Source organism: Caulobacter sp. UC70_42 (assembly GCF_044056025.1).
GTDB lineage: Bacteria > Pseudomonadota > Alphaproteobacteria > Caulobacterales > Caulobacteraceae > Caulobacter.
Genome location: NZ_CP171994.1, coordinates 1,677,589 through 1,703,187 on the forward strand (window position 1 = coordinate 1,677,589; position 25,599 = coordinate 1,703,187).

23 protein-coding genes and 3 pseudogenes are annotated in these 25,599 nt (G+C 68.3%); 14 read left to right on the top strand and 12 right to left on the bottom strand.

Features of this window, described 5'->3' with window-relative positions:
• Positions 1-25: 25 nt before the first annotated feature.
• From ACHMW8_RS08670 to rdgB, 9 genes and pseudogenes are all read right to left on the bottom strand, one after another.
• Positions 26-538, bottom strand: a complete 513-nt coding sequence (locus ACHMW8_RS08670; protein ID WP_395445928.1) for a response regulator — start codon at positions 536-538, stop codon at positions 26-28.
• Positions 477-1,586, bottom strand: coding sequence for a sensor histidine kinase (locus ACHMW8_RS08675; protein WP_395445281.1), 1,110 nt, complete (start codon positions 1,584-1,586; stop codon positions 477-479). Before ACHMW8_RS08675 ends, ACHMW8_RS08670 begins: the two co-directional genes overlap by 62 nt.
• 36 nt (positions 1,587-1,622) lie before the next feature.
• Positions 1,623-3,156 (bottom strand): annotated as a pseudogene (locus ACHMW8_RS08680) (YifB family Mg chelatase-like AAA ATPase).
• Between the two features lie 108 nt (positions 3,157-3,264).
• On the bottom strand, positions 3,265-4,218 hold the full coding sequence (gene gshB, locus ACHMW8_RS08685; protein ID WP_395445282.1) for a glutathione synthase: 954 nt from the start codon (positions 4,216-4,218) through the stop codon (positions 3,265-3,267).
• An 84-nt stretch (positions 4,219-4,302) separates the two neighbouring features.
• Positions 4,303-5,117 (bottom strand): annotated as a pseudogene (locus ACHMW8_RS08690) (SirB1 family protein).
• Positions 5,114-5,506, bottom strand: a complete 393-nt coding sequence (locus ACHMW8_RS08695) for a YraN family protein (RefSeq protein WP_125157216.1) — start codon at positions 5,504-5,506, stop codon at positions 5,114-5,116. Before ACHMW8_RS08695 ends, ACHMW8_RS08690 begins: the two are co-directional and overlap by 4 nt.
• Positions 5,506-6,378, bottom strand: coding sequence for a 16S rRNA (cytidine(1402)-2'-O)-methyltransferase (gene rsmI / locus ACHMW8_RS08700; protein ID WP_395445283.1), 873 nt, complete (start codon positions 6,376-6,378; stop codon positions 5,506-5,508). Before rsmI ends, ACHMW8_RS08695 begins: the two co-directional genes overlap by 1 nt.
• A 36-nt stretch (positions 6,379-6,414) precedes the next feature.
• Positions 6,415-7,568, bottom strand: a pseudogene (gene hemW / locus ACHMW8_RS08705) (radical SAM family heme chaperone HemW).
• Positions 7,561-8,163 carry an RdgB/HAM1 family non-canonical purine NTP pyrophosphatase gene (rdgB, locus tag ACHMW8_RS08710; protein ID WP_395445284.1) on the bottom strand — a complete coding sequence of 201 codons (603 nt, stop codon included), beginning with the start codon at positions 8,161-8,163 and terminating at the stop codon, positions 7,561-7,563. The pseudogene hemW and the gene rdgB overlap by 8 nt, the downstream one beginning before the upstream one ends.
• Positions 8,164-8,395: 232 nt before the next feature.
• Here rdgB and ACHMW8_RS08715 point away from each other — a divergent pair, with 232 nt between their 5' ends.
• From ACHMW8_RS08715 to ACHMW8_RS08730, 4 genes are all read left to right on the top strand, one after another.
• The gene (locus ACHMW8_RS08715; RefSeq protein ID WP_125157212.1) at positions 8,396-8,512 is read left to right on the top strand and encodes a hypothetical protein; all 117 of its coding nucleotides are present in this window, start codon (positions 8,396-8,398) and stop codon (positions 8,510-8,512) included.
• 95 nt (positions 8,513-8,607) lie between these two features.
• On the top strand, positions 8,608-9,141 hold the full coding sequence (locus ACHMW8_RS08720) for a DUF2975 domain-containing protein (RefSeq protein ID WP_099581882.1): 534 nt from the start codon (positions 8,608-8,610) through the stop codon (positions 9,139-9,141).
• Positions 9,142-9,158: 17 nt separating this feature from the next.
• On the top strand, positions 9,159-9,401 hold the full coding sequence (locus ACHMW8_RS08725) for a helix-turn-helix transcriptional regulator (protein WP_125157211.1): 243 nt from the start codon (positions 9,159-9,161) through the stop codon (positions 9,399-9,401).
• A 92-nt stretch (positions 9,402-9,493) separates the two neighbouring features.
• Positions 9,494-9,811: a hypothetical protein gene (locus ACHMW8_RS08730; RefSeq protein WP_148099115.1), complete on the top strand. Its 318-nt coding sequence runs from the start codon at positions 9,494-9,496 to the stop codon at positions 9,809-9,811.
• 24 nt (positions 9,812-9,835) lie between these two features.
• Here ACHMW8_RS08730 and ACHMW8_RS08735 read toward each other — a convergent pair whose 3' ends face one another.
• The 3 genes from ACHMW8_RS08735 to rph all read right to left on the bottom strand — a co-directional run bounded on the left by ACHMW8_RS08735 (position 9,836) and on the right by rph (position 12,438).
• On the bottom strand, positions 9,836-10,621 hold the full coding sequence (locus ACHMW8_RS08735) for a TIGR02281 family clan AA aspartic protease (RefSeq protein WP_395445285.1): 786 nt from the start codon (positions 10,619-10,621) through the stop codon (positions 9,836-9,838).
• Positions 10,618-11,595, bottom strand: coding sequence for a S1C family serine protease (locus tag ACHMW8_RS08740; protein ID WP_395445286.1), 978 nt, complete (start codon positions 11,593-11,595; stop codon positions 10,618-10,620). Before ACHMW8_RS08740 ends, ACHMW8_RS08735 begins: the two co-directional genes overlap by 4 nt.
• Before the next feature lie 126 nt (positions 11,596-11,721).
• Positions 11,722-12,438: a ribonuclease PH gene (rph, locus tag ACHMW8_RS08745; protein WP_395445287.1), complete on the bottom strand. Its 717-nt coding sequence runs from the start codon at positions 12,436-12,438 to the stop codon at positions 11,722-11,724.
• A gap of 124 nt (positions 12,439-12,562) precedes the next feature.
• Here rph and hrcA point away from each other — a divergent pair, with 124 nt between their 5' ends.
• The 10 genes from hrcA to ACHMW8_RS08795 all read left to right on the top strand — a co-directional run bounded on the left by hrcA (position 12,563) and on the right by ACHMW8_RS08795 (position 25,569).
• On the top strand, positions 12,563-13,639 hold the full coding sequence (gene hrcA / locus ACHMW8_RS08750) for a heat-inducible transcriptional repressor HrcA (RefSeq protein ID WP_125157206.1): 1,077 nt from the start codon (positions 12,563-12,565) through the stop codon (positions 13,637-13,639).
• A 12-nt stretch (positions 13,640-13,651) separates the two neighbouring features.
• Positions 13,652-14,272, top strand: a complete 621-nt coding sequence (gene grpE, locus ACHMW8_RS08755) for a nucleotide exchange factor GrpE (RefSeq protein WP_125157205.1) — start codon at positions 13,652-13,654, stop codon at positions 14,270-14,272.
• A 156-nt stretch (positions 14,273-14,428) separates the two neighbouring features.
• A complete protein-coding gene (gene dnaN, locus ACHMW8_RS08760) occupies positions 14,429-15,547 on the top strand; it encodes a DNA polymerase III subunit beta (RefSeq protein ID WP_125157204.1) in 1,119 nt (372 codons plus the stop codon).
• A gap of 169 nt (positions 15,548-15,716) precedes the next feature.
• Complete coding sequence (locus ACHMW8_RS08765) at positions 15,717-16,088, top strand: VOC family protein (RefSeq protein WP_125157203.1); 372 nt, start codon at positions 15,717-15,719, stop codon at positions 16,086-16,088.
• A 44-nt stretch (positions 16,089-16,132) separates the two neighbouring features.
• Entirely contained in the window at positions 16,133-17,296 is a 1,164-nt protein-coding gene (recF, locus tag ACHMW8_RS08770) for a DNA replication/repair protein RecF (RefSeq protein WP_395445288.1), read from the top strand.
• Entirely contained in the window at positions 17,293-19,758 is a 2,466-nt protein-coding gene (gene gyrB, locus ACHMW8_RS08775) for a DNA topoisomerase (ATP-hydrolyzing) subunit B (protein ID WP_395445289.1), read from the top strand. Before recF ends, gyrB begins: the two co-directional genes overlap by 4 nt.
• Before the next feature lie 191 nt (positions 19,759-19,949).
• Positions 19,950-21,017 (top strand): methyl-accepting chemotaxis protein, encoded by a 1,068-nt coding sequence (locus tag ACHMW8_RS08780; protein WP_395445290.1) that lies wholly within the window; start codon positions 19,950-19,952, stop codon positions 21,015-21,017.
• 359 nt (positions 21,018-21,376) lie between these two features.
• Entirely contained in the window at positions 21,377-21,970 is a 594-nt protein-coding gene (locus tag ACHMW8_RS08785) for a hypothetical protein (RefSeq protein ID WP_395445291.1), read from the top strand.
• A 65-nt stretch (positions 21,971-22,035) separates the two neighbouring features.
• Positions 22,036-23,298 (top strand): outer membrane beta-barrel protein, encoded by a 1,263-nt coding sequence (locus ACHMW8_RS08790; RefSeq protein WP_395445292.1) that lies wholly within the window; start codon positions 22,036-22,038, stop codon positions 23,296-23,298.
• A gap of 45 nt (positions 23,299-23,343) precedes the next feature.
• A complete protein-coding gene (locus tag ACHMW8_RS08795) occupies positions 23,344-25,569 on the top strand; it encodes a GumC family protein (protein ID WP_395445293.1) in 2,226 nt (741 codons plus the stop codon).
• Positions 25,570-25,599: the final 30 nt, after the last annotated feature.

The window sequence follows — 25,599 nt, forward strand, 5'->3', positions numbered from 1 at the left end:
TCCCCTGTCCGGGGCGCGCCCGGATCTAGCCGGCGACCTTGGCTCGCGTCGCGGTTTTCGTCCAGCCGCCGCCAAGTCCATTCGCGACGCCCGAGGTCGTCCAGCGCTTGAGGGCGTCGCGCAGGGCTTCCTGGGTGAGGGGCTTGACCAGGAAGTCGTCCATGCCGGCGGCAAGGCAGGTGCGCTTGTCCTCGTCGAAGGCGTCGGCGGTCAGGGCGGCGATCGGCGAGGCCACGCCCTTGGCGCGCAGGGCCTTGGCGGCCTCGACGCCGGACAGGCCGGGCATCCGCAGGTCCATCAGGATCAGGTCGTAGGCTCCGGCCGAGGCGGCGGCCACCGCCTGCTCGCCGTCGGCGACGCGGTCGACCTTGCAACCCTCGCGCTCCAGCAGGGTGCGGGCCAGCAGGGCGTTGATCGGATTGTCCTCGGCCAGCAGCACGCGGACGCCATGGGCCACCGCGCCGGCGACGCGGTCGTCATGGGGCGTCTCGGCGGCGGGCGTCGCTTCGGGTTCGCCGGCCTGCAGCACCTGGACCACCAGCGAGGCGGCGCGCAGCGGCTTGATCAGATAGCCCGAGAAGCCGGCGGTCTTCAGCGGTTCGATGCGGTCGCGCTGCTCGGGCGTTAGCAGCACCACGGCCTTGCGACCGGTTGGGGGCTTCAACGCCCCACGTGGCCCTGACAGCGCCGCGTCGATCAGCAGCACGGCGTCGGCCGGCGCGCCCGACAGGGCCGAGGCGATGTCGACGGCGGCGAAGGCGCGGCCCCCCGGCGGCCTCGATCTGACGCGCCGTGGCGGCGCGGACGATGGCGTTGGGCGAGGCGATGGCGACGGCGCGGCCCTCGAGCGGGCTGGCGCGGAGCGCGGGAGCGGCCACCTCAAAGGGCGCCTCGAACCAGAACTCGGCGCCCTGGCCCAGCTCGCCGCCAACCCCGACCTCGCCGTTCATGGCCTTGGCGAGCGTGGAGACGATGGCCAGGCCCAGGCCCGCGCCGCCCAGCTGGGTGGCGTGGGTGATGTCGGTCTGGACGAAGGCGTCGAAGATCCGCCGGCGGGCGTCCGGCGCGACGCCGGGGCCGGTGTCGGCGACCGAGAAGCGGATGCGGCCGCCCTCTTCTCCTTGGGGGGGCGCAGTGGCCGTCGCCGTCAGCAGCACGCCGCCGGCCTCGGTGAATTTCACGGCGTTGCCGGCGAAGTTCAGCAGGATCTGGCGAAGGCGCCCTTCGTCGGCCTGGATGGTCGGCAGCGGCGTGGGCACGGCCCAGGCGATTTCGACGCCTTTCTCGTGGGCGCGCGGGCTCATCAGCTCGGCGACCTGGCGCAGCAGGCCCTCGATATCGACCGGGGCCAGCGACAGCTCGATCGAGGCCGCGCCCAGGCGGGCGAAGTGCAGCACGTCATTGACCAGCGACAGCAGGTGGTCGCCGCTTTCGCGCAGGGCGGTGACGTAGGACCGCTGCTCGGCCGTCAGCTTGGTGTTTTCCAACAGGCGCGCCATGCCCAGCACGCCGTTCAGCGGGGTGCGGAACTCGTGGCTCAGGGTGGCCAGCTGCTCGGGCGTGACGCCGGGTTTCGGATCGCTCATGGGGATCAAGCTTACCCGCCGCGGCTTAACGGGCGGTCAAACGCGAACCGCTTCTTCACCTGGCGTCGTTGTCCGCCGATAGGCCAGGGCCTCGGCCACGTGGACCCGGCGGACGGCGTCGGCGCCTTCCAGATCGGCGATGGTGCGGGCCAGGCGCAGGGTCCGGGTCCAGCCCCGGGCGCTGATCCGGCCGGCCTCGGCGGCCTGGGCCAGCAAGGCGCGGCCGGGGGCGTCTAGGGCGGTGATCTTCTCCAGGAAGGCGCCTTCCGCGCGGCCGTTGAGGCCGTCGGCGACCTCCAGGGCGTCGGCGCGGTCCCGCTGCAGCGTCCGGGCCCGCGCCACCCGCGCGGCCGCCTCGGCCGAGCCTTCGGCGGGCGGCGGCAGGGAAAGGTCGGCGGCGGTGACGGCGGGCATGTCGACGGCCAGGTCGATGCGGTCCATCAGCGGGCCCGAGACCCGGCCCTGGTAGTCGCGCTGGCACCGGGGCGCCTTGCCGCACGCGCCGCGCCCGGCGCCGCCGTGGCCGCAGCGGCAGGGGTTCATGGCCGCCACCAGCTGCACCCGGGCCGGATAGCGGATGTGAGCATTGGCGCGAGCCACCATCACCTCGCCGGTCTCGAGCGGCGCGCGCAGGCTGTCCAGCGCCTGGACGCCGAACTCGGGCAACTCGTTCGAGGAACAACACGCCGTTATGCGCCAGCGACACCTCGCCTGGCTTGGCCTTCAGCCCGCCGCCGGTCAGGGCGGCCATGCTGGCGCTGTGATGCGGCGCGCGAAAGGGGCGGTCGCGGGTCAGGGCGCCGCGCGCGATCAGCCCGGCCACCGAGTGGACCATCGAGGTCTCCAGCAGTTCGCTGGAGCTCAGCGGCGGCAGCAGGCCCGGCAGGCGCTGGGCCAGCATCGACTTGCCCGATCCGGGCGGGCCGACGAACAGCAGGTTGTGGCCGCCGGCCGCGGCGATCTCCAGGGCTCGCTTGGCGTGCTCCTGGCCCTTGACGTCGCGCAGGTCCTTGGGCCGCTCGCCCTCGACGATCGGGCCGGGCGCCGGGGCCGACAGGATCTGGCTGCCCCGAAAGTGATTGATCAGGGCGACCAGCGAGCGCGGCGCCAGGATCCGGGTCTCGCCGGCCCAGGCCGCCTCGGGGCCGGAGGCCTCCGGACAGATCAGGCCAAGCCCCATGGCCCCGGCCGCCATCGCCGCCGGCAGGGCGCCCGCCGCCGGTACGATGCGGCCGTCCAGCGACAGCTCGCCCATGGCTGCCCAGCCGTCCAGCGCGTCCATCGGGATCACGCCGATGGCCGACATCACCGCCAGGGCGATCGGCAAGTCGAAGTGCGTGCCTTCCTTGGGCATGTCGGCCGGCGCCAGATCGGCGACGATGCGCTTGCCCGGCATGGAAAGCCCCAGGCCGGCGAACGCGCCGCGCACCCGTTCCCGGCTTTCGGCCACCGCCTTGTCGGCCAATCCCACCACCACGAAGGATGGCAGTCCCGTCGTCAGCTGCACCTCGACATCGACGCGTCGGGCCTCGACGCCCTCGAACGCGACGGTGACCACCTTGGCGGCCATCCAAGTCCCTCATGGATAACAACTTTATCCACAAGTCACAGCATAGCTCGTGAAATGGAGCAAGAACGAAAAACGAACGTTTCGCGAAATCGCCACGTTTCCGCAGAGTTACCCACCGTTTCGGCGAATGTCCTCGATGCGGTCCCAAAGTACAGACGCCGCGTCGATCCCGGTAAAACGCTTCAGCTGTTGGGCGCCGGTCGGTGACGTGACGTTGATTTCGGTGAGGTACTCGCCAATGACGTCGATGCCGACAAAGATCAGTCCACGGCGCTTCAGCTCGGGACCGATGATCCGACAGAGCTCGAGGTCGCGCGGGGTCAGTTCGACGGCCTCGGCGCGGCCGCCGACCCGAAGGTTGGAGCGCACCTGGCCGTCGGCCGGCACCCGGTTGATGGCCCCGACGGGTTCGCCGTCGACCAGCAGAACGCGCTTGTCGCCCTTGCTGACGGCCGGCACGAACTTCTGGGCGATGACCTGCTCGCGACCGATCATGGCGTGCAGTTCCAGCAGGGCGTCGAGGTTCGGATCGTCCGCCAGCAGACGGGCCACGCCCGAGCCGCCGCCGCCATAGAGGGGCTTCAGCACGATGTCGCCGTGACGGGCGCGGAAGTCGTAGATCGCCTCGTGGTCCGAGGTGATCAGGGTCGGCGGCTGCACGCCCGGGAAGTCGGTGACGAACAGCTTCTCCGGCGCGTTGCGCACCTCGGCGGGGTTGTTCACCACCAGGGTGTGGGGGTGGACCTTCTCCAGGAAGTGGGTGGCCGTGATGTAGGCCATGTCGAACGGCGGATCCTGGCGCATCAGCACCACGTCGATGTCGTCCTTCATGTTGAGGACCGTCAGCTCGCCCAGCTTGGCGTGCGCGCCGTGGACGGCCGAAAGCTCCAGGGACTGGGCGCGGGCGAACACCCGGCCGTCTTCCTGCGACAGCTTGTCGGGCGTGTAGAACCACAGCTTGTGGCCGCGGGCCTGGGCTTCCATCATCATCAGGAAGGTCGTGTCGGTTTCGATGTTGATCCCCAGGACGGGATCCATCTGGACGGCGACTCGCAGCGACATGGGGGCTCCTGGGGTTCTTCCTGGCGTTTGGGCGCGACGGCTTAGTTAGGCGTTCTCGCGCCCAGGTCCAACGGCGGACGCGTTCTAGTTCAGCCTTAGCCGCATCCGTTCGCGGGCCGCGCGGGCCGCGATGGCGGCGCCGCCGTCCAGGATCTGGGCGCGCGAGAGGGCCTGCAGGGCGCCGGCCAGGGCGCCCTGGCCTTCGCGCGCGGCGGCGACGTCGAGCCACGGGCGGTGGTCGGCGGGGTTGAGCAGGGCGCGGCGGAGGGCCGAGCGCTCGGCGCGGACCCAGTCCTTGGCCTGCTGGGCCCGGGCGAAGATATTGTTCTGCAGGCGGATCAGCACGGCGCGGTCGGAGATCGGCGCCATCAGAAGCTCCAGCCGCGAGGCGACGTCGGGCATCAGGCCCGTTCGCAGCGCCCGGCGCGACAGCTCCGACGGCAGCACGACCCGGCCTTCGCTGAACGGGTCCAGGGCCAGCGGGCCTTCCTCGGTCTCGATGCGCAGCAGGAAGTGGCCGGGAAGTCGACGCCGTAGAGCTCCAGCCCGACCTGCCGGGCGGCGTGCAGGTAGAAGACGCCCAGCGCCACCGGAAGGCCCTTGCGGCGCTCGGCGATGGCGATGACGTCGGCGTTGTCGGGATGGTCGTAGGTCAGCACGTCGCCGGTCAGGCGGAGATCCCCGGCCAGGGTCTCGGCCACGGCCTCCTCGGGCGACTCGGCCTCGGCCCGGCGGCGCAGGCGTTCGACGGCGTCGCGCGCCATGTCCATCGCCGGTTGGGTGTCGCGGCTGGGATCGTCGTGGACGGCGCAGGCCAGAGCCGCCTCGAACAGCGGGAAGCCTTCGTCGGGGCCTTCGCCGGCCCTGGTCAGGATGGCTTCGGCCTCTTCGCGCGTCATGCGGCCCCCCAGGCGTTGGGAAGGTGGCGCGGCGCGCGACCGGGGGCCAGGGCGATGAGGTCCAGGCGTACGAAGAGATCGCGCAGGGCCATGCGGTGCGCGCTGACATGGGCGGCGGCGCGCCGCAGGCGGTCGCGCTGAGTGGGCGTCACGGCGTCCAGGGCGTCCTCGATCGTGGCGCGTTGCTTGACCTCCACAACGGCCAGCACCTTGCCGCGTTGCGCCAGCAGGTCGATTTCGCCGAGCGGCGTGGCCAGGCGGAAGCCCAGGATCCGATAGCCCTTCATCATCAGCCAGAGCGCCGCGACCACCTCGGCCCGCCGTCCGAGCTTGCGCGCCGCCGCGCCCCGCTCTTGCCGAACACGCGTCTGGCGGCCGCCGGCGATCATCAGGCCTGTTCCTTCATGGCCAGCGCCTGGCGATAGAGATCCTTGCGCGACAGGCCCAGCGCCTTGGCCACCTCGGCGGCCGCTTCGCCCAGGGGCAGGCGGGCCATGGCCTCACGCAGGGCGGCCTCGGCGTCGTCGGCGGTGGCCAGTTCCTCGGTCCCGGGACCGACCAGGATGACGATCTCGCCCTTGGGCGCCTCGAAGCGCGGATCCGCGGCGAGTTCGGCGAGCGGGCCGCGCACGCACGTCTCGTAGAGCTTGGTCAGCTCGCGGCACACGGCGGCCTGCCGGGTCCCGCCGAACACGGCGGCCATGTCGGCCAGGCAGTCGTCGACCCGCGAGGCGCCCTCGTAGAAGATCAGGGTGGCGCGGGTGTTGGCGAATTCCTCGAAGAAGGTCCGCCGCGCGGCGCTCTTGGGCGGCGGGAAGCCGGCGAACAGGAAGCGGTCGGTGGGCAGGCCGGCCAGGGTCAGCGCGGCCAGGGCGGCCGAGGCGCCGGGGATCGGGATCACCGGATGGCCGGCGGCGATCGCCTCGCGGGCCAGACGGTAGCCGGGGTCGGAGACCATCGGCGTGCCGGCGTCCGAGACCAGGGCCACGCGCTCGCCGGCCTCCAGCCGTTCCAGGATGCGCGGGATGGCGCGCTCGGCCACATGCTCGTCGTGGCGCTCCAGCCTGGACTTGATCCCATAGGCCGCCAGCAGCTTGCCGGTGACGCGGGTGTCCTCGGCCAGCAGGATGTCGCAGGCGGCGAGCACGTCCAGCGCCCGCAGGGTGATATCCCGCAGGTTGCCGATCGGCGTCGCCACCAGATAGAGGCCGGGCGCCAGGGGCGCGTCGGACAGGGCTGGCGGGGGAAGCTGACGGCTCAACGTGCGGGTGTCCTTCGGTCGCGGAGAGAACCCATATCAGGTCGCGAGCGCGCCTGTCAGCCGATCCAGCACCAGGCGGCCGGCGCGGGTGGCGCGCAATCGGTTGCGATCGTCGACCAGCAGGCCGGCCTCGACCAGATCGCGGACCTTGGGCAGGTCGGGGGTCAGGCCCAGAGGGGCCATTTCGTCGAAAAGGACGCCATCATCGATTCGCAGGCCCAGGACCAGGCGTTCCTCGGCCGCTTCCTCGGGGGTGAGCGTCTCGCGCGCGAAGCCGAGGCCGGTCTCGGCCACGGCGGCGATGTAGTCCTTGATGGCGCGGTGGGCGATCGTCGCGGCGCGGCCTTCGGGCAAGGCCAGGCGTCCATGCGCGCCGGGTCCGACCCCGACATAGTCGACGCCCCGCCAGTAGACGAGATTGTGCCGCGAGCGGGCGGCGGCGCCCTGGCGTGGTTGGACACCTCGTAGGCGTCGAAGCCGGCGGCCTCCAGGATCTCCTGCGTCGTCTCGAACAGGGTGGCGGCCAGGTCCTCGTCGGGGACGACCAGGGTTCCGCGTCCGACCGCCCGGTCGAAGGCGGTGCCCGCCTCGATGGTCAGCTGGTAGGGCGAGACGTGCTCGGGGCCGAGGGCGATGGCTTCGCTGAGCTCGGCGCGCCAGGCCGCGTCGGTCTGGCCGGGGCGGGCGTAGATCAGGTCGATCGAGAGGCGCGGGAAGGCTCTGGTCGCCGCCGCGATCGCCCGCCGCGCCGCGCCCGCGTCGTGGTTGCGGCCGAGCGCCTTCAACGAGGCGTCGTCCAGCGCCTGGACGCCCAGGGACAGGCGCTGGACGCCGGCGTCGGCCAGGGCGGCGAAGCGGTCGGCCTCGGCGTCGGTCGGATTGGCTTCGAGGCTGATCTCCAGGTCGGCGACCGGCGACCACAGGCGCCTGGCGGCGTCGATCACCCGGGCCACCTGGGCGGGATCCATCAGCGAGGGCGTGCCGCCGCCGAAGAAGATCGACAACAGATCCCGCTCGCCGGTCAGGGCCCGCTGGGCCTCCAGGTCTGCCACGATGGCGTCGGCCAGCGCCGCCTGCTCGTCCGTCTTGCCCCGGTCGCGCACGACGTTGAAGTCGCAATAGGGGCAGATGCGCGCGCAGTACGGCCAGTGGACATAGACGCCCAGCGAGGCCCTGGAGGGATCAGTCAATCAGCGCCGCCTTCAGCTTGGCGAAGGCGCGGGCGCGGTGGCTCATGGCGTCCTTGGCGGCCGGCTCCATCTCGCCGAAGGTCTGGGTCTGGCCCTCGGGCTGGAAGATCGGATCGTAGCCGAAGCCGCGCGTCCCACGGCCCGGGAACACCAGGATCCCGTCGACGCGGCCCTCGACCACCACGGCCGGTCCGTTCGGCCAGGCCACCGCCAGGGCGGAGGTGAACCAGGCCGAGCGGTCGTCGGAACCCGTCTCCTCCAGCCGGGCCTCGACCTTCTTCATGGCCGCCACGAAATCCTTGGAGGGGCCGGCCCAGCGGGCGGAGAAGATGCCCGGCGCGCCGTCCAGCGCCTTGACCGACAGGCCGCTGTCGTCGGCCAGGGCCGGCAGACCCGAGCGGTCGGCGGCGTGACGGGCCTTCAGCAAGGCGTTGCCGACAAAGGTGCTCTCGGTCTCGTCCGGTTCGGGCAGTCCAAGCGCGCCGGCCGTGACGATCTCGAAGCGGCCGTCCAGCAGGGCGGCGATCTCGGGCGCCTTGCCGGGATTGTGGGTGGCCAGCACGAGCCTCGCGCCCGGTTCAAGCTTCAGCGCCATCCGATGTCTCCCTAACGCACTCCGGCGCTTCCTTACCCCGCCTTGCGGACCGCCGTCGACACCACTGTGACCCAACGGCAACTGTTCCGCGCGAGCGTGCATCATTACCAGAGTTTAATATCGTTTCTCGATAAACAACATTGGCGGAACCGGAATCGCGCTCTATCTGTTGACCTGTGGATAGAGGCCGAATGGCTCGACCCCGTCCACGTCTCTCAAACTGGAAAACACGATGTCCGCCGCCCGCCTGTTCCGCATCGCCGACAAGGTTCTCATGACCGTCATCACCGCCGCGCTCATCGTGGCCGTGCCGGTGTCGGCCGTGGCCTTCGTGGTGCGGACGCTCTAGGCGGCGTAAGGGTTTCCGGAGCCGAGACTTGGTTTTTTGACGCCCGCCGCGACGCGGGGCAATTTGCTTGGCGTCGCCGTCGGGGGGAAGTAGCCATGCGCGCCTTAGGCCCAGGCTCTGTATCGAGTTTTCTGAAGATCATTCTCGACGTGATCTATGTCGGGCTGTGGATCTTTGTGAGCCTTCTGTCGCTGTTCACGCTGGTCGCCCTGCTGTTCAGCTTCAATCCCGAACTTCTGGCCTCGATGTTGCCGATTAGCGACGCCGTCGAGGCCATCAGCCGCGACGGACCGCTGTTCGCCGGCGCCCTGGCCGCTTGGGCGCTGCTGCTGGGCGGCTGGATGGTCATCGTCGAGCGCCTGCGCAAGATCTTCGCCACCCTCACCGCCGGCGACCCCTTCCATCCCGACAACGTGGTGCGCCTGCGCCTGATCGGCCTCGTCCTGGCCGGGCTGGAGGTCGGGCGGTACGTCTTCTCGGGCATGGCCCGCTGGCTGGCTCCCAAGGCCAAGGTCATCGACGACAGCTTCACCCTGACCGCCTGGTTCTCGGTGCTGGTCGTCTTCGTCCTGGCCGAGGTCTTCCGCGAGGGCGCCCGCCTTCGTCGCGAAGCCGAACTCACGATCTGAACCGGAGCGATCCCCGCATGCCCGTCCGCGTGAACCTCGACCGCGTGCTGCTCGACCGACGAATGTCGCTGACGGAGCTCTCCGACCGGGTAGGGGTGACGATCGCCAACCTGTCGATCCTGAAGACCGGCAAGGCCCGCGCCGTCCGGTTCTCGACCCTCGACGCCCTGTGCCGCGAGCTGCAATGCCAGCCCGGCGACCTGCTGACCTTCGAATATGGCCCGGCCGGCGGGCATGACGACGACGAAGACGATGGCTAGGTCGGGCCGCGCGACGAAACCGCAGACCGGGCAAGGCGTTTCAAGGGGGAGGCGGGCGCGTTCTCGCCACCCTGGGAAAATCGAAATTGACCGTGACTCGCGTAATCTTCGCTTCTGTCTTCGCCGTCGGCGCCCTGGCGTCCGCCGTCTCCGCCCAAGCCTCCAGTCCGGGCGCCTGGGCCGAGTTCAATCAGCGGGTCACCCGCAGCTGCGTCGCCGCCTCGGGCTACCGCAACGCCCGGCCGTCGCCGATTATCGGCTTCGACGATCGTGTCGGTAAGGTCGCCGTTCTGGTCTCCGACCGCTCGCGCGGCTCCAACAACGCCAAGCTCTGCCTGTACGACAAGGCCAGCCGGAAAGCCTATATCGACAACGCCGACGGCTGGGTCGCGCCGCCACAGCCGCGTTAAGCGGCTTCACCGGAAAGGGCGCGCCTAGTAGGCGCGTCCTTTCTCGTCCTCGCGCCACTTCAGGATCATCTGGCGGTCGCGAAATTCGAACGCGTCCAGGCGCTTGAGGAAGCTCATCCCCAGCAGCGAGCCGTTCATCGGGGCCTTGTTGACCATCACCCGGAAGCCCTCGAGCTTGATCGAGCCGATCTCCAGGCTCGTCGCGTCGTAGGCGGCGCTATAGCCCTTGCCGTTGGCCGTTTCGGTCTCGTAGCCGTAGTTCAGCGTGTCGACGGGCACGCCGAGGCGGCGGGCGTCGTCGGGACTCAGCACCGTCTCGGTCGCGCCGGTGTCGACCATGAACCGCACGCGCTGGCCGTTGACCAGGCCGTCGACGACATAGTGGCCGTCATCGCCCTGCGGCACCACCAGGGTGCGCTCGCCGACCGCCACGGGCGTGCCGACATTGAAGGCCAGTTTCAATCGCTGCGGGACCTCGGCCAGCTCCGCGCGATAGGCGTAGCCCAGCGCCAGCACCGCGATGATCCCGCTCCACAGGGCGACATATTTGAGGTGTTGGCCGATCGAGCCTTGCAGGCCGCGCAGCAGCGCCGTCGAGACCAGAACGATCACGCCGATCTGGTAGACAAGGTCGGCCTTGTCGTCGCCGGTCCGCATCGCCTCCGGAAAAGCGCGCCACAGCGCCAAGGCCAGGACGCCGATGGCGGCCAGCAGGCCCAGCCACAGCCAGAGCCGATGGCGCGGAACCGCCGGCCGCGCGGATCGCGCCGGCGGCGGCGTCTCGGGCTGGTCCCAGGGGCCCTTGGTCAATTCAGGCGTCGCTTCTTCAGCAGGCTGGCGCGGTCCATCGAGCGGATCTCGACCTCGAAGGCGTCGCCCTCGCGCAGGATTTTCAAGGGCACGCTGACGCCCGCGTCGCCCAGGTTCCAGAGCCTGTCGTAGAACTCGGCGAGATCCGAGACCGGCATGCCGTCGACGGCCAGGATCAGGTCGCCCGGCTTCAGCTCGGCGCGGGCGGCCGGGCCCTTGGGCGAGATGCCGACGATGACGACGTGGTTCTCCATTTCCTGGGCGAAAACGCCAAGCCACGGTCGCGGCGGGTGCGGGCTGCGGCCGCGCGCCAGCTCGTCCAGGATCGGCGGCAACAGCTCGGCGGGCACGAACATGTTGATCGGCCGGGCCTGTCCTTCGTTGTCGCGACCTTCCAGGGTCAGGGAGCCGAGGCCGACGAGGTCGCCCTTGGGGCCGATCAGGGCCGCGCCGCTCCAGTGCGGATGGGCCGGGCCGGTGATGATGGCGTCGTCCAGCAGATATTCCCAGTAGCCGGCGAACGGCATGCGGGCCAGGACCTTGCCGGCCACGGCGTGGGCGCGGCCGCCCGCGCCGGCGGCGATGATCGGCGCGCCGACGTTCAGGTCCTTGGCGCTGCCGATGGTCATGACCGGCAGGTCCAGCGGCTCCAGCGCCTGGACCAGGCCCAGGCCCGAGCGGACATCCAGGCCCAGTACGTGGGCCGGCACGCGGCGGCCGTCGTTGCGCGTGAGCACGACTTCTTCGGCCTCGGTGATCAGATAGGCCATGGTCAGCACGAGGCCGCCGGGGCCGATGACCACGCCGTTGCCGACGCGCTCGGTCCCCAGGATCCCGGCCGTATAGGCGTCGGGCGGCACGGTGGCTTCCAGCGCCACCATGGAGGACAGCGCCTGGTCCAGGTCGAAGCGATAGGCCTCCGCCGACGGGCGCAGGCGGGCTTCGACTTCATGGCCTTCGAACGGGGTGGTCACGCGAAACTCCTGATCCTTGGGATTGGAATCTGGGACCGACGCCCCGTCCGGGCAAGGGCGACGGCGACTGGAAGCAAGACAAGCCGCCCCTTCCATTTCGGAAGCCTATCCGAAATGGGGACGTCCTTATGCCCCGATCGCCGCCCGTTGCATGGCGAACAGCTCGTTGACGCCCTTCTCGGCCAGATCGAACAGGCTCTGGAACTCGGACTTGGTGAAGCCGCGCTTTTCGCCGGTGGCCTGGATCTCGACGATGTCGCCCACGTCGGTCAGGACGAAGTTGCTGTCGGCCTCGGCGCTGCTGTCTTCTTCGTAGTCGAGGTCGAGGACGGGCGTGTCCTTGAAGACGCCGCACGAGACGGCCGCCACCTGTCCCAGGATAGGGTCGGCCTTCACCACGCCTTCTTCCAGCAGGTAGTTGACGGCCAGGCGCAGGGCGACCCAGGCGCCGGTGATCGCCGCGGTGCGGGTGCCGCCGTCGGCCTGGATGACGTCGCAGTCCAGGCTGATCTGGCGCTCGCCCAAGGCCTTGAGGTCGACGACGGCGCGCAGGGAACGGCCGATCAGGCGCTGGATTTCCTGGGTGCGGCCGGTCTGCTTGCCGACGGCGGCCTCGCGGCGGCCGCGGGTGTGGGTCGCGCGCGGCAGCATGCCGTACTCGGCCGTGACCCAGCCGGCGCCCTTGTTGCGCATCCAGCCGGGAACGTTCTCCTCGACCGTCGCGGTGACCAGCACCTTGGTGTGGCCGAAGCTGATCAGGCAGGAGCCCTCGGCGTAGCGGTTGACGCCGGTTTCCAGCGTGACGGCGCGCAGCTGGTCGGGGGCGCGTTCGGACGGACGCATGAGGAAACTCCTGATCTCAGGGATATTTGAATGTGTGTGAGGGGCCGCTTATCCTATTGATAGCCGTAGTTGAAAGAGGCCGACCGCTTTTGTCCGCTGACCGGGTCACAAACGACACGCTGGCATGACCCACCTGTTTCCAGGACCGATCGTCCGCGCCCCGGGTCTGGGCGAGCTGGATTCCCGCGCCCGCGACATCTTCCGTCGGGTCGTGGAGTCGTACCTGGAGACTGGCGAGCCGGTCGGGTCGCGCACCATTTCCAAGGGCGGCCTGGCCCTGTCGCCCGCCTCGATCCGCAACACCATGCAGGACCTGGCGCAGCTGGGCCTGCTGGACGCCCCTCACACCAGCGCCGGCCGTATGCCGACCCATGCGGGCCTGAGGATGTTCGTCGACGGCTTTCTGGAGGTCGGCGACATCGGCGAAGAGGAAAAACGCGCCATCGAGGCGCGGCTCGCCGTGAAGGGGCGCTCGTTCGAGGAGGCCCTGTCGGAAGCCTCGTCGGTACTCTCGGGGCTGGCCGGCGGGGCGGGCATCGTCGTCACGCCCGTCCGCGAGGGCGGGGTCAAGCACGTGGAGTTCGTGCCGCTGGGCGGCGGCCAGGTGCTGGCGGTCATGGTGTTCGAGGACGGTCAGGTCGAGAACCGGCTGATGCGTCAGGCCCCAGGCGTCACCCCCTCGGCGCTGCAGGAGGCCGGCAACTTCCTCAACGCCCGCCTGCGCGGCCGCACCCTGTCCGAGGCGCGGACCGAGATGGGCGGCGAGCTGGACATCGCCCGCCGCCAGCTGGACGAGACCGCCGCCCGCCTCGTCGAGGACGGCCTGGCAGCCTGGAGCGGCGGCGAGGGCGACGCCCGCTCGCTGATCGTGCGCGGACAGGCCAACTTGCTGGCCGACGCCCGGGCCCGCGAGGACATCGACCGCGTGCGCCAGCTGTTCGACGACCTGGAGCAGAAAGGCCAGCTGATCGGCCTGCTGGACGACGTCCGTGACGCCGAGGGCGTGCGCATCTATATCGGGGCCGAAACGCGGCTCTTTTCGCTTTCGGGTTCCTCGGTGATCGCGGCGCCCTATATGACGGGCCGGCAGAAGGTGCTGGGCGCGATCGGCGTGATCGGGCCCGCCCGCTTGAACTACGCTCGCGTCATCCCGTTGGTGGACTATACCGCCCGGGTGCTCGGGCGGATGATGGATGGATAAGGACTGTACGAGATGACCGACGAGCAAACGCCGGCTGAAGACGTCGCCTTCGAAGCTGACGACGCGTCGCAGGAGATCGAGGCGCTGAAGCTGGAAGTGGCCGCTCTGAAGGAGCAGGCCCTGCGCTACGCCGCCGAGGCCGAGAACACCAAGCGCCGCGCCGAGCGCGAGATGAACGACGCCCGCGCCTATGCGATCCAGAAGTTCGGCCGCGACCTGCTGGGCGTCGCCGACAATCTGTCGCGCGCCACGGCCCACAGCCCCAAGGACTCGACCGACGCGGCGGTGAAGAACTTCATCATCGGCGTCGAGATGACCGAGAAGGAGCTGCAAGGCGCCTTCGAACGCAATGGCCTGAAGAAGATCGACCCGGCCAAGGGTGAGAAGTTCGACCCGCACCTGCACCAGGCGGTGATGGAGCAGCCGGCGACCGACGTCGCCGCCGGCGGCGTGATCACCGTGCTGCAGGCCGGTTACGAACTGATGGGGCGCCTGGTGCGTCCGGCCATGGTCGCCGTGGCGGCCAAGGGTTCGACGGGACCTTCGACGGGCGAGTCGGCGGCGGCCGCCAATCCCTATGCCAGCGCCACGGACGGCGATAACTCGGGCGGTTCGTTCGATCAGAAGGCCTGACGGGGCGGAAAGCTTCGTTTTTCGGACTCCGGGGCGCGCGAATGACGGGCGCGCCCCCTTTCCCCCCTCCGCGCTTTGCGATAATGTCGGCGGTCCATTCTCAACGGGGGTAGCGGGCGATTCCTTGCATTCCGCCCGCACGATCTGGACCGGACTATGAAGCTTACAATCGAACGGGCGGCGCTCCTGAAGGCGCTGGGTCACGTGCAGAGCGTCGTCGAGCGCCGCAACACCATCCCGATCCTGTCGAATATCCTGCTGTCGGCCGAAGGGGATCGCCTGTCCTTCTCGGCCACCGACCTGGACATGGAGATCATCGACGAGGGCTTCGCCCAGATCGACGTGCCTGGTCAGATCACCGCGCCGGCCCACACCCTCTATGAAATCGTCCGCAAGCTGCCGGACGGCGCCGACGTCTCGCTGAGCTTCAGCGGCGATGATCCGCGCCTGGTGATCCAGGCCGGCCGCTCGCGCTTCAACCTGCCGGTGCTGCCGGCCGGCGACTTCCCGGTGATGAGCAGCGACGGCCTCTCCAGCCGCATCGCGGTCGACACCAACGAGCTGATCCGACTGATCGACAAGACCCGCTTCGCGATCTCGACCGAAGAGACCCGCTACTATCTGAACGGCCTTTACGTCCACACGGTCAACGAGGGCGGCGAGACCAAGCTGCGCGCCGTGGCCACCGACGGTCACCGCCTGGCTCTCGCCGAGATGCCCGCTCCGGAAGGCGCTGTCGGCCTGCCGGGCGTGATCGTGCCGCGCAAGACCATCGCCGAGGCGCGCCGCCTGATGGAATCGGCCGGCGAGACGGTTGACCTGCAGGTCTCGCCCCAGAAGGTCCGCTTCGAGTTCGGTCAGGCCGCCCTGACGTCCAAGGTCATCGACGGCGCCTTCCCCGACTATCTGCGCGTCATTCCGCGCGACAACGCCAAGATCCTGACCCTGGACAACGACCTGTTCGCCAAGGCCGTCGACCGCGTGGCCACCATCTCCGCCGAGAAGAGCCGCTCGGTGAAGCTGGCCATCGAGCCGGGCCGCATCACCCTGACCGTCCGTAACATGGAAGCCGGCCAGGCCGTCGAAGAGGTCGAGGTCGATTATGACGGCGAGCCCTTCGAGATCGGCTTCAACGCCCGCTACCTGCTGGACGTCTGCGGCCAGATCGCCGGCCCTCAGGCCGAGTTCCGCTTCGCCGACCCGGCCAGCCCGACCCTGGTGGTCGATCCGGTCGATCCGGGCGTGAAATACGTGCTGATGCCGCTGCGGGTCTGATCTCGCGACGGGCTCTGAAGACGATAGGGCGGGCGCTTCGGCGCCCGTTCCGCTGTCTAGGGCGCTGCGGCGTGGTTGTGCGCGGCCCGGCCGCCCTGACGCAAGGGCCATGTTGCGAATGCCCATAAGCGCGTTAAGGTCCGTTTCGTAAGAAAACGGGAGGCGGCCCATGGCCAAGCTGAACTACGTGACGGTCGGTTCGAACGACCTGGAAAAGGCCAAGGCCTTTTATGACAGCCTGCTGGGCTCGATCGGCATGAAGCCTTTGTTCGACCACCCGTCGGGCGGCCGTCTTTATCGCGGCGATGGCTGCATGTTCGGGGTGCTGGGTCCATACGACGGCAATCCGGCCTGCGTCGGCAACGGCATGATGGGCGGCTTCGCGTTCGACACGGTCGAGGAGGTCGACGCCTTCCACGCCAAGGCCTTGGAACTGGGCGGCAAGGACGAAGGCCAGCCGGGCGCGCGGATGCCGAAGGCCTATTTCGCCTATTTCCGCGATCTCGATGGCAACAAGCTCTGCGGCTACAAGCTGGGCTGACGGCCTGAGTAGCGCCGGCCGGCGACAGCGCTTAAGAACGCCCCATGGCGTCGGCCGCACTGCTTTCCCTGACCTTGACGGACTTTCGCTCCTACGCGCGCGCGCGCCTCGAGACCGAGGGGCGCAGCGTCTACCTGTTCGGGGCCAATGGGGCGGGGAAGACCAATCTGCTCGAGGCGATCAGCCTGCTGACCCCCGGCAAGGGCCTGCGCGGCGCCAGCATGGCCGAGGTCGGCCGGCGCTTGCCCGGTGAAGCGGTGGGCCGGGCCTGGGCCGTCGCCGCCGAAGTCGAGAGCGGGCGGGACGCCCCCGTTCGCATCGGCACTGGCGTCGAGCAGGGCGGCGCCGCCCGCCGCGCCGTTCGCATCGAGGGCGAGACCGTCTCGCCCGGCCGCCTGGCCGATCACGTCCGGCCGATCTGGCTGACGCCCGCCCAGGACCGTCTGTTCCTGGAGGCCGCCTCCGAGCGCCGCCGCTTCTTCGACCGCCTGGTTTTCGCCGGCGAGCCCAGCCACGCGTCCAGCGCCAACGCCTATGACAAGGCCCAGCGGGAGCGGATGCGCCTGCTGACCGACGCGGCCGAGGCCGGGAGCGCGCCGGACGCGACCTGGCTGAACGCGCTGGAGGCCCGACTGGCGGAATCTGGCGCCCTTATGTCCCAGGCTCGCGCCCGCACGCTGCTGGCTCTGCAGAACGAGATCGACGGACGCGGCGACCGGCCGTTCCCGCGGGCGCGTCTGACCCTGACCGGCGAATGGGAAAGGATGGCGCTGGACGAGGTTCCTTTCGCCGAGATCGAGGCGCGGTTGGCCGCCGCCCTGGCCGCTGCGCGCCCTCGCGACGGGGCCGCCGGACGCGCCCTGACCGGTCCGCATCGCGGCGACCTGGCCATCTTCCACGTCGACAAGGACCGTCCGGCGGCGGAATGCTCCACGGGCGAGCAAAAAGCCCTGATATTGAACCTGGTTTTGGCCCAGGCGGCGCGACTTTCGCGTGCGGAATCAGCGCCGAATCCTGTAATATTGCTCGACGAAGTCGCCGCGCATCTCGACCTTACCCGTCGGGCCGCCTTGGCCGACGAACTCACGGCGCTCAAGCTCCAGGCCTTCCTCACCGGCACGGACGAGTCGCTGTTCGACCATCTCAAGGGTCGGGCGCTAGGCGTTCGCGTGTGCGACGCCGGCCTGACCACTCTGGAAGACGAATGACCGAGAACACCGAAGACCAAGTTCCCGAAGCGCCGGCCCCCGAAATGACCACCGAGGAAGCCGCCGCCCAGTACGGCGCGGACTCGATCAAGGTGCTGAAGGGCCTGGACGCCGTCCGCAAGCGCCCCGGCATGTACATCGGCGACACCGACGACGGTTCGGGCCTGCACCATATGGTCTATGAGGTGGTCGACAACGCCATCGACGAGGCCCTGGCCGGCCACGCGACCAAGGTCCAGGTGATCCTCAACGCCGATGGTTCGGTGACGGTCACCGACGATGGCCGCGGCATTCCGGTCGACATGCACGAGGGCGAGGGCGTCTCGGCGGCCGAGGTCATCATGACCCAGCTGCACGCCGGCGGTAAGTTCGACCAGAACAGCTACAAGGTTTCGGGCGGCCTGCACGGCGTCGGCGTCTCGGTGGTCAACGCCCTGTCGGACTGGCTGGAGCTGCTGATCCACCGCAATGGCAAGGTCCACCAGATGCGCTTCGAGCGCGGCGATGCGGTGACGTCGCTGGCGGTCACCGGCGACTCCCCGGTGCGCGAGGAGGGACCCAAGGCGGGCGAGACCCTGACGGGCACGGAAGTGACCTTCTTCCCGTCGCGGTCCACCTTCGCGTTCATCGAATTCGACCGGAAGACCCTGGAGCACCGCCTGCGCGAGCTGGCGTTCCTGAACTCGGGCGTGACGATCTGGTTCAAAGACCATCGCGACGCCGAGCCGTGGGAAGAAAAGCTGCACTATGACGGCGGCATCGAGGCCTTCGTACGCCACCTGGACAAGGTCAAGACCCCGCTGCTGAAGGCCCCGATCTCGGTGCGCGGCATCAAGGACAAGGTCGAGGTCGACCTGGCCCTGTGGTGGAACGACAGCTACCACGAGCAGATGCTGTGCTTCACCAACAACATCCCGCAGCGGGATGGCGGCACGCACTTGTCGGCCTTCCGCGCCGCCCTGACCCGGATCATCACCGGCTATGCCGAGAGCTCGGGCATCACCAAGAAGGAAAAGGTCAGCGTCGGCGGCGAAGACGCCCGCGAAGGCCTGACCTGCGTGCTGTCGGTCAAGGTGCCCGACCCCAAGTTCAGCTCGCAGACCAAGGACAAGCTGGTCTCGTCCGAGGTGCGCCCGGCCGTCGAAGGCCTGGTGCAGGAGGGCCTGGCGACCTGGTTCGAGGAGCACCCGAACGAGGCGCGGGCGATCGTCAGCAAGATCGCCGAGGCCGCCGCGGCGCGCGAAGCCGCCCGCAAGGCCCGCGAACTGACCCGCCGCAAGAGCGCGCTCGACATCACCTCGCTGCCCGGCAAGCTGGCCGACTGCTCCGAGCGCGATCCGGCCAAGTCCGAGATCTTCATCGTCGAGGGCGACTCGGCCGGCGGCTCGGCCAAGCAGGCCCGCAACCGCGACAACCAGGCCGTCCTGCCGCTGCGCGGCAAGATCCTGAACGTCGAGCGCGCGCGTTTCGACAAGATGCTGTCGTCCGACCAGATCGGCACGCTGATCACGGCGCTGGGCGCCGGCATCGGCCGCGACGACTTCAACCCGGACAAGGTGCGCTACCACAAGATCGTGCTGATGACCGACGCCGACGTCGACGGCGCCCACATCCGCACCCTGTTGCTGACCTTCTTCTACCGGCAGATGCCCGAGCTGATCGAGCGCGGCTACATCTACATCGCCCAGCCGCCGCTCTATAAAGCCGCCAAGGGCAAGTCCTCGCGCTATCTGAAGGACGACAGCGAGATGGACGCCTTCCTGATCGACGAAGGCGTCGATGGGGCCGAGCTTGACCTGCCGTCGGGCGAGCGCCGCACCGGCCAGGACCTTCTGGCTCTGGTGCAGCTGTGCCGCCAGGCCAAGGGCAATATCGACCGCCTCGCCGCCCGCGCGCCGTCATTCGCCATCGAGCAATCGGCCTTGGCCGGCCTGCTGGGCGAAACCCCCGACATCGCCGCGGCGGCGGCCCGTCTCGATCTCTACGCCGAGGAAGGCGACGGCCCGTGGACCGGCGAGCGCAATGACACGGCCTATGTCTTCAAACGCGTCCGCCGCGGCGTCACCGAGAACGTGGTGCTGGACGATGGTCTGCTGCACGCCGCCGACGCCCGTCGTCTGGCTGAGCGGGCCGGGGCCCTGGCCGAGATCTTCTCTGGGCGAGCCGTGTTCCGCCGCAAGGACAAGTCGACCACCGTCCGGGGGCCGATGGATCTGATCGCCGCCGTGATGGACGCCGGGCGCAAGGGGCTGAGCATCCAGCGCTACAAGGGTCTGGGCGAGATGAACCCGGATCAGCTCTGGGAGACGACGCTGGATGTCGAGGCCCGCACCCTGCTGCAGGTTCGCGTCAACCACGCCGACGACGCCGACGAGATGTTCAGTCGCCTGATGGGCGATCTGGTCGAGCCTCGCCGGGAGTTCATCCAGGAAAACGCTCTGGACGCCGAGGTGGATGTCTAAGTCTCTGTAGTAAAACGATGTCTTTCTAGCCGTTCGGCGCCCAAATCAGGGGCGTTCCGACGTTTTTTCGTTAACGAAGCCGCTCTCGGCTTGGGTGTGGCGAACGGTGTCATCGCGCGGCGATGACGAGGGCGTCATCTTGCGTACGGTGAGTTGATTAGACGGAAGTATTGCGTGGGGGCCTGCCTGTGATGGAACAAGACACTAGTCTTCGTCCTGAACGGATCCTGGATTTGTCGGAACGCCTGTCCAGTGTGGCGGGCGCCAAGATCGGCGAGATCGCCCGGGTCAACCGCGCGGCCAAGATGTTGTCGATCAACGCCCTGATCGTGGCGGCGCGCGCTGGCGAGGCCGGCAAGGGCTTCGCCATCGTCGCCGAGGAATTCAAGAAGATCTCCACGGAGATCGACGCCGTGGCCGCGGCCCTGGAAAGCCAGGTGAGGGCAGACCTGGACGAGCTCTCGGCGATCGGCGGGGCGATCCTGGGTCACATGCGCGGTCAGCGCCTGGCCGACCTCGCCTTGAACGCCATCGAGATCGTCGACCGCAATCTCTATGAGCGCACCTGCGACGTCCGCTGGTGGGCCACGGACTCCGCCGTGGTCGCTTGCCTGGCGGACGCCGATCCCGCCGCCAGCCGCTACGCCAGCGAGCGCTTGGGGGTCATCCTCAACGCCTACACCGTCTATCTCGATCTGTGGATCTGCGACGCCAAGGGGCGGGTGGTCGCCAATGGCCGGCCCGGAAAGTATCCTGGCGTCGTCGGCCAGTCGGTCGCCGACGCCAAGTGGTTCCGCGACGGCATGCGCACCGCGACCGGTGACGACTTCGTGGCCTGTGACATCGAGAAGGCTCGCGCCCTCGGCGACGCGCCGGTGGCCACCTACGCCACGGCCATCCGCGAGGGCGGCCAGGCCAAGGGCAAGATCCTGGGCGTGCTGGGCGTTCATTTCGACTGGCGGCCTCAGGCCCAGGCCGTGGTGGATGGCGTTCGCCTGACCCCGGAGGAGCGCTCGCGCTCGCGCGTCATGCTGCTGGACCAGAAAGGTCGCGTCCTGGCCTCGTCCGACAATCAGGGCGTCCTGACCGAGGTCTTTCCCCTGGATGTGTCCAGCGGCGCGATGGGCAGCTATGCCGATGGCGACATCACAGTCGGCTATGCGTTGACGCCGGGCTACGAGACCTATGCCGGTCTCGGCTGGTACGGATGTCTTGTGCAGCGGCGGCAAAATCCCGGCGTGACTGTCGCAGCCGCCTAATCTTAACCAGATCCATTGCGGAATATTCGGACGAATTAATCGCTCCAGACGGGAAAGCGATCAGATTCTCGGCGCCCGGCGTAGATTCTTGCGGTGCAGCATTGCCATTCTCGGCGCCGCATGGTTGTTTAAGCCTAACCATGCACTCAGCAGATATCTGTGCGTCTGCTGGACGGCGGTAAGCGCGTCGTAGTCTTAGTTAAAACCGCCGACCAGATTGTCCTATCTCGCATAGATTGCATCGCGGGTGTGATCTTCTGGGAACGGTGTCGCCAGGAAAAGGCGATACCGCGTTATCTGGGCTAGAGCATTTCTTTACGTTGTCCTAAAGGGACGCCGTTCAATTGGAGGGAGCAATCATGGCTTCTAACCGCATACGCGCCTTGACACTGGGCGCCATCATGGCGATTGCCCCGCTTTCCGTGGGCCCGACGACCCTGTTGTCGGTCGCGAACGCCGCCGCGCCGACGCGGGCGGAAGTGCGCGCTCAGATCGCCAAGGCCGTGACTGACGCGACCAAGTCTCCGGAATTCTTGGCCGCCCAGGCTGAAGGAGCAGCCGCTCAGGTCGAGCTAAACGCGCTTCCGGAGACCGCCACCGCGACCGAGAAAAAGGCGGCGCAGGACAAGGTTGACGCCGCCAAGGCCAAGCAGTCATTAATCCTTCAAAAAGCCGTCGCCGCCGCCATGCAGGCCGCGATCACGGCGGGAGCGTCGGCGGCCATCGTCAGCGCCGCCCTCAACGACGCGGTTGCTGCGGGCGCCGTGCCGTCGGCGGTCGGGATCGCCGTCGCCCAGCAGGTCAACGCCATCATTACCGCGTCGACCACGACGGGCGACGCGCCCAGCCTCGTCAACCCGCCGACGGCGACCCCGCCGGGTTCGAGCGCGACGACGGGGACCACCGCGACGTTCGACCCCTGCGCGGGCGTGATCGCGACCTACTGCGGCTAAGATTTAAATTCGGCGGATTGGCGCGCCACGACGCGCGGCGACCGACCCTTGGTGGGGATTAAGCTATGCGACTTCTAACGTGCTCGGCCATTGCGGCCTGTATCGCGTTGACCGCGCCACAAGCTGTTCAGGCGCAGGATCTCGGTTCGAACTTCAAGCGCGACAAGAACGTCTCGGTTCGTCAGCGCCCGCGACCGGACTATGAGGCGACCGGCCAGAGGGCTGGCGGCTTCACCCTCTATCCGCGCGTGACCGTCGACCTCGAGCACAACGACAACATCTACGCCGTGGCGGCGGGCAAGATCGACGACAACATCTGGCGCGTGAAGCCGGAACTGGCCGTTCGGTCGAACTGGTCGCGCAATGCGCTCAATTTCTTCGCCGGCGGCAACATGATCCGCTATGCGGACGAGAAGACCGAGAACGCCGAAGAATATACGCTTGCGGCCAATGGTCGTATCGATGTGGTGCGCGGGACGAATATCTCCGGCTCGGCCCAGTATCAGCGTCTGATTGAACCGCGCACCGCGGTCACGGCCGGTACGCCCGCCGGCGCGACGCCCAAGCCTGTCGAGTACGACCTCACCACCACCAACCTGACCGCGGTGAAGGAATTCAATCGTCTGCGCCTGACCGGCCGCCTCGACGACAAGGATTTCAACTTCAAGGACCAGGGCGCGGCGTATAACCAGAACACCCGCGACCGCAACGAACTGTACTACGGCGCGAAGGCCGAATACGCGGTCAGTCCCGACACGGCGGTCTATGCGACGGCTACGGGCAACAAGAAGGACTATGACCTCAGCGGCGCGACCGACCGTTCGTCGGACGGCTATGTCCTCGGCGTCGGCGCCAACTTCGAAGCCTCCGATCTGGTGCGCGGCGATATCCAGGTCGGCTACATGAAGCAGTCCTACGACAATAGCGCCCTCTACAAGAGCATCAGCGGTTTCAACGCCGCGGGGCGCCTTGAATGGTTTCCGACCCAGCTGACGACCGTTGGTCTGACCGGCTCGCGGACGATCGAGGAGTCGACCGCGATCGGTTCGGCCGGCTTCATCTCCAACAATGTTGGCGCGACGATCGACCACGAGCTGCTACGCAATGTGCTGCTGTCCGGCGCCTACACCCACGGCAAGGACAACTACAAGGGCGTGGATCGCAGCGACAAGCGCGACAACTTCTCGGCGACGGCGGCCTACCTGCTGAACCGCCGCGTGGGCCTGTTCCTGACCTATAACTATCTGAAGCAGGACTCGAGCGGCGCGGCCAAGGCTTCGTCGTTCAAGGACAACAAGCTGATCGCGTCCGTGGCGCTGCAGTTCTAGCGACGTCCACAAAACGGCAAGGTTTGCCGATTACTGAGAGTACCCATGGACGGCTCCGGTTTTGAAACTTCGAACGCTCCGGTGAATGACACCGGAGCGTTGTCTTTTGATCTGAACATCGTGATCGCGACGTTCAGGCGACGCTTCCGACTCTTCGCGGCGGTGGCAGTGGTGGTGTTCGCGGCGGTGGTGTTGTTCACCCTGCAACAGACACCGCGCTATACCGCAACGGCGCAGGTGATGCTGGATGTCCGCCAGGAACAGGTCACCGACATGAGCGCGGTGCTCTCGGGCCTGCCGGCGGATTCGTCCGTTGTCGACACCGAGGTCGAGGTCCTGAAGTCGCGCTCCCTTGCGGGGCGCGTCGTCAAGGATCTGAAACTCGAGGAAGATCCCTACTTCAATCCCTACCTCGCGCAGGCCAAGGGCGCGAAGGCCTGGTTCTCGTCGTTGAAGAAGGCGGCCGCGCCGACGACGGCCACGCCGACGGATCCGATCGAGCTGCAGCGCCGACGCGAGCGTATCGTCGACAATGTTCTGGGGGGGCTGAAGGTTCGCCGCGCGGGCCTGACCTACCTCATCTCGATCGACTATACCCACACCGATCCGAGGCGGGCGGCCGAACTGGCCAACGCCTTCGCCAACCTCTATCTGACCGAACAGCTTGAGGCCAAGTTCGACGCGACCAAGAAGGCCAATGAGTGGCTGGACACGCGCGTCGCCGAGCTTCGTGACCAGGTCCAACAGGCCGACGCGGCGGTTCAGCAGTACAAGATCGCCAACAACCTGCTCAGCGCCGAAGGCGCGACCCTCACCGAGCAGGAAATCTCCGGCCTGAACCAGCAACTGGCCCTGAGCCGCGCTGCACAGGCCGAGACGGACGCGCGTCTGAACATCGCTCGCCAGCAGCTGGCGCGAGGGAGCACCGGCGAGGACGTCGGCGAGTCCCTGAACTCGCCGGTCGTGCAGCAGCTGCGCAAGCAGCGAGCCGAGAAGAGCGCCCAGGTGGCGGATCTCAGCGGCCGCTACGGCGATCGTCACCCGGATCTGCTGAAGGCCAAACGCGAGCTGGCCGACATCGATAGCCAGATCCAGGCCGAAATCCGCCGCATCATCTCCAACTTGGAAGCCCAGGCCCAGGTCGCGCGTCAGCGAACCGGTTCGGTGGCGTCCAGCGTGTCCGCCTCGAAGGGGACGCTGGCCGGCAACAACCGCGCCAGCATCGGCCTGTCCGAACTCGAGCGTAAGGCGCAGTCGGTCAAGACCCTTTATGAGAGCCTGCTGGCCCGCTTCAAGCAGACCACCGCCTCGGATGGCATCGAGCAGGCCGACGCCCGGGTGGTGTCGCCGGCCAAGATCCCGACCGGCCCCAGCTATCCCAAACCTTCGCTGAACCTGGCGCTCGGCTTGGTTCTGGCCTTGGGCGCGGGCGTGGCCGCGATCGTCCTGGCCGAGATCCTGATGGCGGGCCTGTTCACCGAGGACGAGGTCGAGCGTCGTCTGGGCCTGCCCTATCTCGGCGCCGTCCCGACCCTGGGCACCACGGTCGACGACGCCAAGATTCTGAAGGGCATGACGCCGGCCGATTATCTTCTGGCCAAACCGCTCTCCAGCTTCGCCGAAAGCCTGCGCAAGCTGCGCGCCTCGATCCTGTTCTCGAAGGTGGGCGAGCCCGTAAAGGTCATCGCGGTGACCTCGTCCCTGCCCGGCGAAGGCAAGACCACGACGACCTTCTCCCTGGCGCGCACCCTGGCGACCTCGGGAGCTAAGGTGGTGGTGGTCGACTGCGACCTGCGCCAGAGCGCGATCAGCCAGTTCCTCAAGGAGCCGGCCTCGATCGGTCTGCTGGAGGTGCTCAACGGTGTCGCCACCCTGGATCAGGCCGTGATCACGGATGAGAGCGGCGCGCACATCCTGCCGTTGGCCAAATCGGCCTACACGCCGCGCGACGTGCTCGGTTCGTCGGCCATGCACAAGCTGCTGCAGGACCTGCGCGATCGCTACGAGATCGTACTGCTGGACACCGCGCCGCTGCTGGCCATCGCCGACACCCGCATCCTGGCGCCGCACGCCGACGCGGTGGTGATGCTGGTCCGCTGGAAGAAGACGCCGGTGAAAGCCGTGCAGTCGGCGCTGGCCCTGCTGCAGGGCACGCGCGCCTTCATCGCCGGCGTGGCCCTGACCCAGATGGATCTGAAGGCCCAGTCCCGCTACGGCTATGGCGACTCCTATTATTATTACGCGAACTATCGAAAGTACTATGCGGACTAGGACCCGCTCGGGCGGGGGAGCGTCCTCGCC